The following is a 14,413-nucleotide window of genomic DNA, read 5'->3' on the forward strand; positions in this document are numbered from 1 at the left end:
CGCTGCCGCCCCGCGTGCCGCAGCCGGGCCGGGGCGGTCTCCGAGCGGTTCGTCGCGCCGTGCCGTACCGAAGTCATGTCATTTGACTGGGTGGCCCGTTTTGCGTCCGGCAAACGTGGTGCTTCGCCGGATCACCCGGTCAGCAGGGCTCATGGGCACGGAATTCGCTCCACCGTCCGAGCAGAGCCGGCACCCCCTGTCCGGCCGCGGAAGACACCGCCCGCGGGGTGCCGGACCGGAGCCGGAGGCGCGGCGAGGATCATCGGGACCATGCTGTTCGAGTTGCTGTCCGTCGCCGCCCTGGCCGTGGTGCTGGTGTGCGCCGTCGGCCGCCCCTACGGCCGGTCGGAGGTGACGTTCGCGGCGCCCGCGGCCGTGGTGGTGATCGCCGTCGGGGCGATCCCGCTCGCGGACGTACGCGAGGAAGCCGCCCGGCTCGGGCCGGTGCTCGGCTTCCTCGCCGCGGTGCTCGTCCTCGCGAAACTCTGCGACGACGAGGGGCTCTTCCACGCCTGCGGTACCTGGATGGCCCGCTGGGCGCGGCGGCGCCCGCGCCGACTGCTCGGCGCGGTCTTCGCGCTCGCCTCGGTGGTGACCGCCGCTCTCAGCCTGGACGCCACCGTGGTGCTGCTGACACCGGTGGTGTTCGCCACCGCGGCCCGCATGGGGGCCCGGCCGCGACCGCACCTGTACGCGAGCGCCCATCTGTCGAACACCGCCTCGCTGCTGCTGCCGGTGTCCAATCTGACGAACCTGCTCGCGTTCACCGCGACGGGTCTGAGCTTCACCCGCTTCGCCCTGCTGATGCTGCTGCCGTGGCTGGCCGCCGTCGCCGTCGAGTACGCCGTCTTCCGCCGCTTCTTCGCCGCTGACCTCGATGCTCCACCGGGACCGGCCGGGAGCGCGGAGGCGCCGGAACTTCCGCTGTTCGCGCTGGTGACGGTGGCCGCGACGCTGGCCGGGTTCGGAGCGGCCTCCGCGCTCGGTGTCGGTCCGGTGTGGGCCGCGGCGGCCGGAGCGGCCGTACTGGCCGTCCGGGCCCTGGCCCGCCGCCGCACCACCCCGGCAGCGGTCGTGCGTGCGGCCGGCGTGCCGTTCCTCGCGTTCGTGCTCGCGCTGGGTGTGGTGGTCCGGGCCGTGGTCGACAACGGTCTCGGGGACGCGCTCGGCACGGTGCTGCCTGCCGGTACGGCACTGCCCGCACTGCTCGGCACGGCTGCCGTCGCGGCGGTGCTGGCCAACCTGATCAACAATCTGCCCGCCGCGCTCGTCCTCGTCCCGCTGGCGGCGCCCGCGGGCCCCGGTGCGGTGCTGGCCGTCCTGCTGGGCGTCAACATCGGCCCGAACCTGACCTACGCGGGCTCGCTCGCGACGCTGCTGTGGCGGCGGATCGCCCACCAGTACGACCACAGCGTCGACCTGTCCGTCTTCACCCGCCTCGGCCTGCTCACGGTGCCGTCCGCCCTGCTGGCCGCCACACCGGCCCTGTGGATCGCGCTCGCGGTCCTGGGCACCTGAGCAGGACACCGGGCGCGGCGACAGGAGCGGGGCGCGCCGCGCCTCATCCGCGGGGTGCCGCCGAGGGCGGGTCGGACGGCGCTTCCGGCAGCCCCTCGCGCGGAGGCGCCGGGAGGTCCGGGGCTTCGGGTGCCGCGGGCAGGTCCTGCTCGGCCCAGATGAGCTTGCCGGCCTCGGTGTAGCGGGTACCCCACCGGCGGCTGAGCTGGGCGACCAGGAAGAGACCGCGCCCGCCCTCGTCGGTGGTCCGGGGATGGCGCAGCCGCGGGGAGGTGCTGCTGCTGTCGGTGACCTCGCAGACGAGGACGGCGTGGCGGATCAACCGCAACCGGATCGGTCCGGCTCCGTGCCGGATGGCGTTGGTCACCAGTTCACTGGCCATCAGCTCCGTGGTCAGGACCAGTCCTTCCAGGCCCCATTCCCGGAGCCGGTCCGCGACCAGGGAGCGGGCCCGCCCGACGACGGCGGGTTCGGAGGGCAGCTCCCAGGAGGCGACATGGTCGGCGGTCAGCGCATGGGTGCGGGCGATGAGCAGGGCCGCGTCGTCGGACGGCGGGGAGGTCAGCAGGCTGTCGACCACGGCCGAGCTCAGGCTCTCCAACGGCAGCTCGGGATGCGCCAGCACCTCCTCGAGGCGGCTCAGTCCGGCGTCGATGTCCGGGCCGCACTCGCCGACGAGCCCGTCGGTGTACAGGGCGACGAGGCTGCCCGCGGGGAGTTCCAGCTCGGCCGATTCGAAGGGCAGCCCGCCCAGGCCCAGGGGCGGGCCCGCCGGGAGGTCGGCGATGGAGACGGTGCCGTCCGGGAGGACCACGGCGGGCGGCGGGTGGCCGGCCCGCGCCATCGTGCAGCGCCGGTTCACCGGGTCGTAGACGGCGTACAGGCAGGTGGCGCCGAGTACGGTGATCGCGCTCGGCTCCGAGCGGGCCTCCTCCTCCGTGAGGCGCATGACCAGGTCGTCGAGTCGGGCGAGCAGTTCGTCCGGGGGCAGTTCCAGATCGGCGAGGGTGTGCACGGCCGTCCGCAGCCGGCCCATGGTCGCCGCCGCGTTGATGCCGTGCCCCACGACGTCGCCGACGATGAGGGCCACCCTGGCCCCCGACAGGGGGATCACGTCGAACCAGTCGCCGCCCACTCCGTCGTGCGCGCCGGAGGGAAGGTAGCGGGAGGCCACCTCGACGGCGGTGCCGCCCCGCAGCGCGTGCGGCAGCAGGCTGCGCTGGAGCGTCAGCGCCGCGGTGTGCTCGCGGGTGTAGCGGCGGGCGTTGTCCACACACAGCGCGGCCCTGGAGACCAGGTCCTCGGCGAGGAGCAGGTCGTCCTCCTCGAAGGGGGCCGGGTAGCGGGAGCGGACGAAGGACGCGACCCCCATGATGGTGCCGCGTGCCCGTACCGGGACGGCGATCAGCGAGTGCATGCCGAACCGGCGGATCTTCTCGATCCGGTCGGGGTCGCGGTTCAGCCAGCCGCCGCCGTTGCCGTCCAGATCCCGGTCGATCAGGGCCTCGCCGGACCGGAAGGCGCGGGCGAACGGCGACGCGGGGTCCACGGTGGTCCGGGCGCCGCGCTCCACCACCGACTCCGGGGTTCCGGCGGTGATCGACCGCAGTCCGGCCCGCCGGAACGCGGGCAGGCTCTCTCGGGGGTCCGGCGCGGGCTCCTCACCCCGCAGCACCGATTCCACCAGGTCGACCGTGACGAAGTCCGCGAACCGCGGAACGGCGAAGTCGGCCAGCTCCTGGGCCGTGTGCTCCACGTCGAGCGTGCTGCCGATCCGGGTGCCGGTCTCGTTGATCAGGGTGAGGCGCTCGCGCGCCCGCCACCTCTCGGTGACGTCCATGACCATGTAGCACAGGCCGATCGCGTCGCCGTCCGCGTCGTCGAGCCGGAAGAAGGAGGTGGAGTAGGCGTGCTCCCGGTGCGGCTCGGCGGGGGTCCACCCCCGGTACTCGTAGTCGATCACGGGCGCTCCGGTCGCCAGCACCCGCCGCATCTGCGCCTCCAGCGCCCGGGTGTCCAGGCCCGGCAGGGTGTCGCCCAGGCGGCGGCCCAGGCGCTCCTCCCGGGGTACTCCGCCCAGGCGCTCCAGCTCGTCGTTGATCCACACGTACCGCAGATCGGGGCTGAGGACGGCCATGCTCAGCGGCGAACGGGTCAGGATCGCTTCCAGCACCGGGCCGCCCAGCACCCAGGACGGCGCCCTGCCCAGGTCGACGACCGCGACCAGCCAGGACTTCTGGCCGTCCGGGCCGGACAGCGGGCAGACCCGCAGCCCCACTTCCACCGGGCGGCCGCTGCGGTGCAGCAGCGTCGTCAGGCCGGTCCAACTGCCCCGGACGCGGCTGTGCTCGGCCGCTTCCGCCGCTCGGGGGACGTCCTCGGAGGAGGTGAGCAGGGCCGTGGCGGAGCGGCCCACCACATCGGCGGCCGGACGGCCGAGCAGCTCCGCGGCCGCCGGGGTCCATCCGGTCACGGTGCCGTGGGTGTCGATCACCGCCATGGCGGGGTCCACCGCTTCGGGCGGTCTGAGCGGCTCGCTGGGAAGGTCTCTCTCGGAAGCCATGGCCGCCTCTCCTGGCGGGTCTCCTGGTCTCGGTCCACGAGTCGTGCCCCGTTGCCCGCACCGCGCTCGCCCGTACCGGGTCCGGATCGGGTCCCGAGCCGGCGGCGCGTGGGTGCCTGCTCGCCGGGCCGGTTCCCGGGGACGCCGTCCGCGGCGGGGCCGGAATCGAGGGTGCCGACGGAGGCCCGCGGGTGTCTGACACCTTCTGACTCATGCATGAATGTTACATTTCCGTCCCATTTATATAGGTTTTTTCTTCTCCTGATGTGTGCTGTGGAGGCGCGGTATGTCTGCGGATGATCAGGCCCTCACCCGGCGCGGAACCGTCCTGGAGGAGCGCGGACCCGGGCCGGTCAGGGTCGCGCTTCCGGTCAACGGCACCGAACACGCGGTCGAGATCGAACCGCGGGTCAGTCTGCTCGACGCACTGCGCGAGCATCTGCAGTTGACGGGCGCGAAGAAGGGCTGCGACCAGGGCACCTGCGGAGCCTGCACCGTGTGGGTCGACGGGCGCCGGGTGCTCTCCTGCCTGACCCTCGCCGTCGCCTGCGAGGGCCGCGAGGTGACGACGATCGAGGGGCTGGCCGAGGACGGCGCGCTGCACGGAATGCAGCAGGCGTTCATCGCCGAGGACGCCTTCCAGTGCGGGTACTGCACCCCCGGTCAGATCATGTCCGCCGTGGCGCTCCTCGAGGAGGGCCGGACCGGCGACGAAGAGATCAAGGAGGGGATGAGCGGCAACCTCTGCCGCTGTGCCGCCTACCCGAACATCCGGGCAGCCGTCCGCTCCGTCCGCGACCGAGCCTAGGGAGCCGCGCCGTGCGCCCCATCACCTACTCCCGCGCGACCGACCCGCAGAGCGCGGTCGCCACCGTCAGCGCCGACCCCACGAGCGACTACCTGGCCGGCGGGACCACCGAGATCGACCTGTTGCGGCAGTACGTGCTGCAGCCGCGCCGGCTCGTCGACATCAACGCTCTGCCGCTCGCCGGAATCGAGAGCACTCCGGAAGGGGGTCTGCGCATCGGCGCCACCACCCGGATGAGCGATGCCGCCGCCGCCCCGGAAGTCCGGGAGCGCTTCCCGATGCTCTCCGAGGCCCTGGAGAAGGGGGCGTCCCCGCAGTTGCGCCACATGGCGTCGCTGGGCGGGAACCTGCTGCAGCGGGTCCGCTGCTCCTACTTCCGCGACCCCCTGGCCCCCTGCAACAAGCGCGAGCCGGATTCCGGCTGCTCGGCGCTGACCGGCCACAGCCGCGACCACGCCGTGCTGGGCACCAGCGAGCACTGCATCGCCGCCCATCCCTCGGACGCGGCCGTCGCCCTGACGGCCCTCGACGCCTCGGTGCACACCCTGGGCCCCGGCGGTGAACGGACCTACCCGCTGGACGACTTCTTCCTGCTGCCCGGCGACTCCCCGCACCGCGAGCACCCGATGGCCCACGGCGAGCTGATCACCGCCGTCGAGGTGCCACCCACTCCGGTGGCCCGCCGGTCGCTGTACCTGAAGGTGCGGGACCGCGCGTCGTACGAGTTCGCGCTCGTCTCGGTGGCGGCAGCACTGTCGGTGGTGGACGGCAGGATCGCGGACATCCGGGTGGCGCTCGGGGGCGCGGCCACCAAGCCGTGGCGGGCCCGACGGGTCGAGGACTTCCTGGTCGGCGAGGTGGCGGAGCGGCGCGCCTTCGCGCAGGCCGCCCAGGTGGAACTGGCCGAGGCGCGGCCGACCCCCATGAACGCCTTCAAGGTCGAACTCGCCCAGCGGGCGCTGGTACGCGCTCTCGGCACGCTCGCCGAGGGCACCGGCCTCGAGGACGGGAGCCCCGCATGACCGCGCCCACGAGCACGGCGACGGCAGTCGGGCAGGACCTGGCACGCCTGGACGGCCGGCCCAAGGTCACCGGCAGTGCCCGCTACTCCACCGAGGTGCCGGCCCCGGGTGCGGCCCACGCCTGCCTGGTGGGCTCCCGGATCGCCGCGGGCCGGGTGCTGGCCGTCGACGCGGAGGCCGCCCGCGCCGAGGAGGGCGTGCTGGCCGTCCTCACCCATGAGAACCTGCCCGGGATCGCCGAGCAGCCGCCTCTCGTGCCCTCCCTGGCCGGCACCGCGGCCCCCGGGCAGACGTTCTTCCCGATGCAGGACGACACCGTCCACTACGCGGGCCAGCACATCGCCGTGGTCGTCGCCGACACCTGGGAGCGGGCGCGGCACGCGGCGCACCTGCTGCGGATCTCCTACGAGGAGACTCCCGCCACGACCACCTTCGAACAGGGGCGCGACCAGGCGTATGTGCCGGAACGGATCTTCGGCGGCTGGCTGCCGGGGCGGATCTCCCGCGGGGACGCCGACGCCGGACTGGCCGGGGCCGAGCTGCGGGTGGACGCCGCGTTCACGTTCGCGGCCAACCACCACAACCCGCTGGAACCGTCGTGCACCACCGCCTGGTGGGAGGGGGACGAACTCGTCCTCCACGACGCGACCCAGGGGGTGAACGCCACCCAGATCACCGTCGCCCGGCTGCTGGGCATCCCCCGCTCGAGGATCCGCGTCATCGGCCACTACGTCGGCGGCAGCTTCGGCTCCAAGGCGATGATCCACGACCATCCGGCCCTGGCCGCGCTGGCGGCCCGGGCCGTCGGCCGACCGGTCAGACTCGCGCTCACCCGCGAGCAGATGTTCACCTCCGTCGGGCACCGCGAGGAACAGGAGCAGCAGATCAGCCTCGGGGCGACCCGGGAGGGGCGGCTGACCGCGATCCGGCACCACAAGCTCTCGCCCACCTCGCACTTCGACGACTGGGCCGAGCCCTCGATCGGGGTCTCCGCGCAGCTCTACGCCTGCCCCCACTTCGACGGCGTCTACCGCCTCTTCCGGGCCAACACCATGACCCCGACCTTCATGCGGGCGCCAGGCGAGGCCAGCGGGCTGTTCGCGCTCGAGTGCGCGATGGACGAACTCGCCCACGAGCTGGGGCTGGACCCCGTGGAGCTGCGGCTGCGCAACTACGCCGATGCCAGTCCGATGACGGGGCAGCCCTGGTCCAGCAGCGGACTGCGGGAGTGCTACCGGCGCGGCGCGGCGCGCTTCGGCTGGCAGGACCGCGATCCGCGCCCGGGGGTACGGCGCGAGGGCGACTGGCTGATCGGCACCGGGATGGCCGCGGCCGGGTATCCCGTCGCCCCGCCGCCCACCCCGCAACGGGCCCGCGCCCGCCTCTACGACGACGGCACCGCTGTCGTGCAGGCCGCCACACCCGAGTTCGGCACGGGTGTGGTCACGGCCATGACCCAGGTCGCCGCCGACGCCCTCGGCATGCCGGTGGGGCGCTGCCGGTTCGAGGGCGGGGACACCGCGCTGCCCGACATCGCCGCCGCGGTCGGCTCCTCGGGCGCCGGCATGATCAGCGCCGCGGTGCACAGCGCCGGAACCGCCCTGCGGGAGCAGCTCGTCGCCCTGGCGGTCGCCGACCGCGGTTCCCCGCTGTACGGCCGGGACCCGGCCGAGGTCGCCGTACGGGACGGCGTCATGCGGGCCGGCAGCGCCGCCGAGTCCTACGCCGGACTGCTGCGGCGCACCGCCCGGCCGGACGCGGAGGCCACGGGGTCGTGGCAGCCGGACAGCGGGGCGCCGTACGCGATGATGACGTTCGGCGCGCAGTTCGCCGAGGTCGCCGTCGATCCGGAGCTGGGCCTGGTGCGGGTGCGCCGGATGACGGGCGCCTTCGCCCCCGGCCGGGTGATCAACCCCCGTACGGCGCGCGGCCAGTTGATGAGCGGCATGCTGTGGGGGCTGGGCCAGGCGCTGCTGGAGTCCAACCGCATGCGGCCGGGCACCGGCCGCTGGACCCACGCGAGCCTGGGCTCCTACCTGGTCGCCGTCAATGCCGACGCGCCCGAGGTCGAGGTCGAGCTGGTGGAGGTCGAGGACACCGTGGTCAATCCGCTCGGGGTCAAGGGCGTCGGCGAGATCGGCCAGGTGGGTGCGGCGGCGGCCATCGCCAACGCCGTCCACCACGCGACCGGGCGCCGGGTGCGTCAACTGCCGATCACAGTGGAGGCGCTGCTGTGACCCGGACCGGCCGCCAGGCGTCCGTCGTGGACCTCGGCGAGCCGGTCGACGGCGGACAGGTGGGCCCGCTCGTGGGTGACCAGGACGGTGGCCGTGCCCTGCCGGTGGGTGAGCCGCACGAGCAGGTCGAGGACCGCGGCTCCCCGCTCGTGGTCCAGGGCGCTGGTGGGCTCGTCGACCAGCAGCACGGTGGGGTCGTTCATCAGGGCGCGGGCGATGTTGACGCGCTGGCGCTGACCGCCGGAGAGCTGGTGGGGGCGCCGGTCGGCCTGCCCGGTCAGGCCGACGGCCGCGAGCAGTTCCAGGGCGCGGGGGCGTGCCCGGGCCGCCGAGCGCCCGCCGAGCTGTGCCATGACCTGGAGCTGCTCGGCGGCGGTGAGCGAGGCCGGCAGGTTGGGCTGCTGGAAGACGATGCCGATGCGCTCCCGGCGCAGCGCGGTCAGCTCCCTGCGGCTCATGCCGGTGGTGTCGGTGCCGTCGACGGTCACCGTGCCGGAGTCGGGTCTGATGAGGGTGGCGGCCACGGCGAGCAGACTCGACTTGCCGGAGCCGGAGGGACCGACGACGGCGGTGACGCTCCCCGCGGGCACCCGGAGGCTGACGCGGTCCAGCGCGGTCAGCACGCCGTCGCCGTCGGGGTAGGTGAGGGTGATGTCGGTCAACTCGAGGCTCATCGGGCACTCCCCAGTGCGGTCAGCGGGTCCACGGAGGTGATCCGGCGGACGGAGAGGGCGGCCCCCAGCACACCGAGCAGGACGGTGACGGCGGCGGGGACCAGGACGGTGGCGGGGGTCAGCAGGAACGGCACCGCGGAGCCGGACAGCGCCGCACCGGCACCGGCGGCGAGGGCGGTGCCCAGCGCGGTGCCGCCGGCCAGCAGGAGCAGGGCCTGGCCGAGGGCGTCCCGCAGCAGGCGCGCGGTGGAGGCGCCCAGCGCCTTGAGGAGGGCGATGTCGCCGCTGCGCTGGATGGTCCACACCGTGAAGAAGGCGCCGATGACCAGCGCCGAGATGGCGTACAGGAAGCCGCGCATCAGCTGCAGGGAACCGTTCTCGGAGGTGTAGGAGCCGATCGCGGACAGCGAGTCGTCCTTGGCCAGGGTCCGGGTGCCCGCCTCCCGGTCGGTGGCGGGGATGTCCGCCCCCGCCGCGGTGCGCAGGGCGACGACGGTCGCCGCGGGGCCGTCGGATCCGGCCCCGGCGGGCAGCACGGTCCGCTGCCAGGCACGCAGGCCGGTGAAGATCACCGGAGTGTGGCTGAAGGAGGCGTCACCGGCGACGGCGGCCGCGGTCAGCCGGTGTCCGGACAGGGAGAAGCTGTCGCCGACGCGGACGCCGAGGGCGTCGGCGGCGCCCCGCGAGAGCACCGCGGAGTTCCCGTCGATGCGGTGGCCGTCCGGGGCGAGCTCGGAGCCGGGGCGCACCCCGAACGCCGAGACCCCGGCGCTCCGGGTTCCGAAGGTGGCTCTGGTGGTGCGGATGCCGAGGGGTTCCGCGCGGGTGACCCCGGGGGCGTCGGCCCAGGTGCGCCACTGGCGGCGGGTGACGGTGGAGTCGGCGTAGGAGGGATCCTCCCCGGAGCCGGGGGCGTCGAAGGCGATCCGGTCGGCGGGGAGCCCGGTGATCGCGGAGGTGTTCTGCCGGCCGAGGCCCGCGGTCAGGCCGGAGAGCAGCCCGACCAGCAGGGTGAGAAGCACGATGACGGTTCCCATGAGGATGAACCGCCCCTTGGCGAACTTGAGGTCCCTCCAGGCGACGAACACTGCTGCGGCCTGCTTTCATGCGACGGAACGGCTGGGCCCCCAGCGTCGCCGCTCCCCCGTCGCCGCGGCATCGCCCGCGGGAGGGCACTCCGCGGGCCGAAAGACGGCGGCCGGGTTCCATCTTTCGACAGAGGCGGCGCAGCGGCGGCTGCTCGTAGGCTGGAGTGGCCGTGAATACGCTGACTCCCACCACCCGGGCCCTGGCCTGGTGCCTGCACCTGCTCCTCGCCGGGCTCCTGGCCCTGGCCGCCGGACGTGCCGTGGCCGGCCACCGGCCGGAGGCGGCGGCCGTCGTCGCCGTCACCCTGCTGCTCGCCGCGGCGTACGCGGCGGGGCCGCTGCTGCCCGCCGTCGGCCGCTCCCGGCGGGCCGCCGCCGGATGGCTGGCCGCCCTGGGAGCGATCTGGCTGGGGCTGCTGGCCCTGTCGTCGGACGGGGTGTGGGTGGCCTTCCCGCTGTACTTCCTCCAGCTCCACCTGCTGCCCCGGCGCGGCGGGCTCGTCGCGGTGGCCGCCACCACGGCCGCCGCGATCGGTGCCTTCGCGGCGCACCAGGGTGCCTTCACCGTGGCGACAGCGCTGGGGCCGGCCCTGGGCGCGGCGGTCGCGGTGGCCGTCGTACGGGGCTACCAGGCGCTGTACCGGGAGAGCGAGCAGCGCCGCCGGCTGATCGAGGAGCTGACCGCGACCCGGGCCGACCTGGCCGCCGCCCAGCACGCGGCGGGGGTGCTGGAGGAGCGGGAACGCCTCGCCCGGGAGATCCACGACACGCTCGCCCAGGGCCTCTCCAGCATCCAGTTGCTGCTGCGGGCGGCCGAGCGGGCCCTGCCCGGCCGTCCGCAGGCCGCCGGCGCGTACGTCGACCAGGCCCGGAAGGCCGCCGTGGACAATCTCGCCGAAGCCCGCCGGTTCGTCGCCGCGCTCGCTCCGCCCGCGCTGGAGGGCGGCACGCTGGCCGGTGCGCTGGAGCGGCTGTGCGCGACCGTCTCGGCGCGCCATCCGCTGTCGGTCGGCTTCCATCTCACGGGCCGCCCGGTTCTCCTGCCCGCCTCGCACGAGGCCGCGCTGCTGCGGGTCGTCCAGTCCGCGCTGTCGAACACGGTGTCCCACGCCGGCGCCACCCGCGCGGAGGTCACGCTCAGCTACCTCGGGGAGCACGTCGCCGTGGACGTCGTGGACGACGGGACGGGCTTCGACCCGGACGGGCTGCCCGCCTCCGCACCGGGCACCGGCGGCTTCGGCCTCCCGGCCATGCGGGCCCGGATGGCCGCGCTGGGCGGCAGCCTCGTCGTCGAGTCGGCACCGGGCAGCGGCGCCGCGCTGGCGGCCCAGCTTCCGGTACCGGCCGCACACCCGTCCGACGAGGAGGCCCGCCGGTGACCGGCAGTCCCGTCCGGCTGCTGCTGGCCGACGACCACCCCGTGGTCCGCGCGGGCCTGCGCGCCGTCCTGGAGACCGAACCGGGTCTCGCGGTGGTGGCCGAAGCCGCCACGGCCGAGGAGGCCGTCGCCCTCGCCGCCGGGGGCGGGATCGACGTGGTGCTGATGGATCTGCAGTTCGGTGCCGGGATGACCGGTTCGGAGGCCACTGCCGCCATCACCGCACGTCCCGGCGCACCGCGCGTCCTGGTCGTCACCACCTACGGCACCGACGCCGACACGCTGCCGGCCATCGAGGCAGGCGCCACCGGCTACCTCCTCAAGGACGCGCCGCCGGACGAACTGGCCGAGGCCGTACGCACCGCGGCCGCGGGCCGCACCACCCTCGCCCCCGCGGTCGCCGACCGCATCATGCGGCGGCTGCGCGCCCCGGGGACCGCCCTGACCCAGCGGGAGACCGAGGTGCTGAGCCTGGTCGCCGAGGGGCTGTCCAACAAGGACATCGGCCGGCGGCTCCACCTCACCGAAGGCACGGTCAAGTCCCATCTGGCGCGCATCTACGCCAAGCTGGACGTCGACTCCCGCACCGCGGCCGTGGCCGCCGCCACGGATCTGGGCTTCATCCGCCGCTGACCGGCTGCCGGGCCGGCGTTCGCGTGGGCCCTCGCACTGCTGCGTGGACCCTCGCGCTGCTCCCCGGCCCGGCCGGCGGGGCGGTCCGCATCGTGCCCGTGCAGGGCGTCATCAGGCGGCGCCGCGGCTGTCGCTCGCCGCGTACAGCAGTTCGCGCACCTCGGGCAGCGCCTCGTCGGCGGTGCTCCACACCAGCCGCAGCGCGAGGTCGGGGGCGGGCAGCCCGAGCCGGACCAGACGGCCCTGCGCCAGCCCGTCCTCGACCGCGAACCGGGGCAGCAGTGCGATGCCCAGCCCCTGCTCCGCCCACGCCCGCATCACCGGCACCCCGCCCGCGTCCACCCGCTCGACCCCGGGGCCCAGCAACTGGTCGGCGACCAGGCGGAAGGAGCACTGCGCCACGTTGACCAGCAGCCGCTCGCCCGCCAACTCGGCCGCCCGCAGCGGGCGCCCGGCCAGCGGGTGCCCGGGAGCGGCCACCAGGTCCAGCGGGACGGCACCGACGTCCAGGCTCGAGAGCGACGCCGCGGGGAGGGGGAAGCCCAGCCCGCCGAGGGCCTCGCCCCGGTCCAGGAGCAGCGCCGCGGTCAGGGTCCCCGCGGCGACCTCGTCGAGCAGCACGCCGCGCCCGGTGGCGACGCGCACCTCGACTCCGAGACCGGGCCGCCGGCGGGCGAACCGGCGCAGCAGCGCCGGTACGCAGGTGGCCGCGATGGTCTCCAGCGCGCCGAGCCGCAGTGCGCGTACCGCACCCCGCACCTCGCCGAGGGCCTGCTCGGACTGGCGGAGCAGCAGTGCCGCCCAGTCCACCAATCGGTCGCCCGCGGCCGTCGTACGCATGCCGTGCGCCGTACGCGCGAAGAGGGCGACCCCCATCGTCTCCTCCAGCGCCCGGATGTGCGCGGAGACCGACGAGGGGGCGAGAGCGAGCGCGTGTGCGGCCTCGGTGACCGTGCCGTGCTTCACCACCGCCTCGAAGGTGCGGAGTTGCCGCAGTTCCATGCCCCCGCCTCTTCCCCGTGGCCGTGCGGATTTCCCGAACGGAGTGTACGGCCGGGCCGGTGGAGCGCGGAGCGCGGTGGGCGCACAGTGCCCGGCATGACGCTCGACAAACACCTTCCGCCGCCGGGCACGGCCGGCCGGCCGCGCCCCGCGGTCCGGCGGCGCCGGGGAACCGTACTGGCGGGAATCTCGCTCGGCTACTTCATGGTCCTGCTCGACACCACCGTGCTGTCGGTCGCCGAGCCGGACCTGGCAGCCTCCCTGCACACCTCGGTGGCCGGTCTCCAATGGGCGGCCAACAGCTACACGGTGGTCTTCGCCGCGCTGCTGCTGTCGGCCGGGGCACTGGCCGACCGGCTCGGCGCGCACCGGGTCTTCCGCACCGGTGCGGCCCTGTTCGCGGTGGGTTCGGCACTGTGCGCCCTCGCCCCCACCGTCGGTGCCCTGATCGGGATGCGCGCGCTGCTGGGTGCCGCGGCCGCCGCCTGCGTGCCCTCGTCGCTGGCGCTGATCGGCCGCCTCTACCCGGACCGGAGCCAGCACGCGCGGGCCGTCGCGGCCTGGGCGGCGATCAGCGGCGCCGCGGTGGCCACCGGACCGCTGGCGGGCGGCGCACTGGTCGGCGCCGCCGGTTGGCGGGCCGTCTTCCTGATCAACGTCCCGCTCGGTGCGGCGGTGCTGGCGCTGACGGCCACCCGGAGCCTGCACTGCCCGCGGGGAGACCGGCAGTTGGACTGGCCGGCCCAGTTGGCGGCGTGCGCCTGTCTGGCACTGGTCACCGACGGGCTCATCGCCGCCGGTGCGGCAGCCTGGCCGCACACCGCCGCGGCGCTGGGCGGCGCCGCCGTCACCGGTGCGGCCTTCGCGCGGCTGGAGCGGCGCAGCACGGCACCCGTGCTGAACCGGGCACTGCTGGGCGCCGGAGCCGCGCGGGCCGGTCTGGCCGCAGGGGCGGCGGTCAACTTCGCCTTGGCGGGCAGCCTCTTCGTGCTGCCCCTCCTCCTCACCGACCGCGGCATGTCGGCGCTGGAGACGGGGCTCGCCTTTCTGCCGCTGACGGTCCCGTTCGCCGTGAACCCGCCGCTGACCGGCCGGATCGTGGCCAGGAGGGGTCCGCGGCCGCCGGTGCTCGGCGGGCTCGTGCTGCTCGCCGCCGGGGGCGCCGTGCTCGCAGTGGCCACGTGGGCCCGGGCACCGTACGGCTGGCTGGCCGCGGGGCTGCTGCTGACCGGGCTCGGTGTGTCGTTCGCGCTGCCCGCGCTGGTCACGGCCGTGGCCGGTGCCGCACCGCCGGGCGCGGGCGGTTCCGTGGGAGGCATCCTCAACGCGGCCCGGCAGACGGGTGCGAGCCTCGGCATCGCTGCCATGGGCGCGCCTCTCGCGGCGGGCACCGGTTCGGCCCCCTGGGCGTTCGCCGTGGCGGCGGTGGTGTGTGCCGGGGCGGCTGCCTGGTTCGGCGGCGTACAGCGTCGGTGACCGGTCGCGCGCGG

The 14,413-nt window shown here is 74.9% G+C and carries 11 protein-coding genes; 7 read left to right on the forward strand and 4 right to left on the reverse strand.

Going from position 1 to position 14,413, the window contains the following annotated elements; genetic code table 11:
* Positions 1 to 270: 270 nt before the first annotated feature.
* Positions 271 to 1,518, forward strand: a complete 1,248-nt coding sequence (locus BMX65_RS27905) for an SLC13 family permease (protein ID WP_075003124.1) — start codon at positions 271 to 273, stop codon at positions 1,516 to 1,518.
* A 43-nt stretch (positions 1,519 to 1,561) separates the two neighbouring features.
* On the opposite strand, the gene BMX65_RS27910 is transcribed toward BMX65_RS27905, so the two are convergent.
* A complete protein-coding gene (locus BMX65_RS27910) occupies positions 1,562 to 4,081 on the reverse strand; it encodes a SpoIIE family protein phosphatase (protein WP_075003125.1) in 2,520 nt (839 codons plus the stop codon).
* 286 nt (positions 4,082 to 4,367) lie between these two features.
* Between BMX65_RS27910 and BMX65_RS27915 the strand changes: the two genes are divergently transcribed.
* Genes BMX65_RS27915 through BMX65_RS27925 form a run of 3 tightly spaced genes read left to right on the forward strand, consistent with a single transcriptional unit; the run spans position 4,368 to position 8,148 of the window.
* The gene (locus BMX65_RS27915; RefSeq protein ID WP_075003126.1) at positions 4,368 to 4,889 is read left to right on the forward strand and encodes a (2Fe-2S)-binding protein; all 522 of its coding nucleotides are present in this window, start codon (positions 4,368 to 4,370) and stop codon (positions 4,887 to 4,889) included.
* A gap of 11 nt (positions 4,890 to 4,900) precedes the next feature.
* On the forward strand, positions 4,901 to 5,911 hold the full coding sequence (locus tag BMX65_RS27920; protein WP_075003127.1) for an FAD binding domain-containing protein: 1,011 nt from the start codon (positions 4,901 to 4,903) through the stop codon (positions 5,909 to 5,911).
* Entirely contained in the window at positions 5,908 to 8,148 is a 2,241-nt protein-coding gene (locus BMX65_RS27925; RefSeq protein ID WP_075003128.1) for a xanthine dehydrogenase family protein molybdopterin-binding subunit, read from the forward strand. Before BMX65_RS27920 ends, BMX65_RS27925 begins: the two co-directional genes overlap by 4 nt.
* On the opposite strand, the gene BMX65_RS27930 is transcribed toward BMX65_RS27925, so the two are convergent.
* Together BMX65_RS27930 and BMX65_RS27935 are read right to left on the reverse strand one after the other, a co-directional pair.
* The gene (locus BMX65_RS27930; RefSeq protein WP_075003129.1) at positions 8,115 to 8,822 is read right to left on the reverse strand and encodes an ABC transporter ATP-binding protein; all 708 of its coding nucleotides are present in this window, start codon (positions 8,820 to 8,822) and stop codon (positions 8,115 to 8,117) included. The genes BMX65_RS27925 and BMX65_RS27930 overlap by 34 nt on opposite strands.
* A complete protein-coding gene (locus BMX65_RS27935) occupies positions 8,819 to 9,910 on the reverse strand; it encodes an ABC transporter permease (RefSeq protein ID WP_075003130.1) in 1,092 nt (363 codons plus the stop codon). Before BMX65_RS27935 ends, BMX65_RS27930 begins: the two co-directional genes overlap by 4 nt.
* 170 nt (positions 9,911 to 10,080) lie before the next feature.
* Between BMX65_RS27935 and BMX65_RS27940 the strand changes: the two genes are divergently transcribed.
* A complete protein-coding gene (locus BMX65_RS27940) occupies positions 10,081 to 11,289 on the forward strand; it encodes a sensor histidine kinase (protein ID WP_075003131.1) in 1,209 nt (402 codons plus the stop codon).
* A complete protein-coding gene (locus BMX65_RS27945) occupies positions 11,286 to 11,921 on the forward strand; it encodes a response regulator (protein WP_075003132.1) in 636 nt (211 codons plus the stop codon). Before BMX65_RS27940 ends, BMX65_RS27945 begins: the two co-directional genes overlap by 4 nt.
* Positions 11,922 to 12,032: 111 nt before the next feature.
* On the opposite strand, the gene BMX65_RS27950 is transcribed toward BMX65_RS27945, so the two are convergent.
* Positions 12,033 to 12,923 (reverse strand): LysR family transcriptional regulator, encoded by an 891-nt coding sequence (locus BMX65_RS27950; RefSeq protein WP_075003133.1) that lies wholly within the window; start codon positions 12,921 to 12,923, stop codon positions 12,033 to 12,035.
* A gap of 96 nt (positions 12,924 to 13,019) precedes the next feature.
* Here BMX65_RS27950 and BMX65_RS27955 point away from each other — a divergent pair, with 96 nt between their 5' ends.
* Complete coding sequence (locus tag BMX65_RS27955) at positions 13,020 to 14,399, forward strand: MFS transporter (protein WP_075003134.1); 1,380 nt, start codon at positions 13,020 to 13,022, stop codon at positions 14,397 to 14,399.
* Positions 14,400 to 14,413 lie beyond the last annotated feature (14 nt).

The sequence above is a fragment of the Streptomyces qinglanensis genome, from assembly GCF_900111245.1.
Taxonomy (GTDB): Bacteria; Actinomycetota; Actinomycetes; order Streptomycetales; family Streptomycetaceae; genus Streptomyces; species Streptomyces qinglanensis.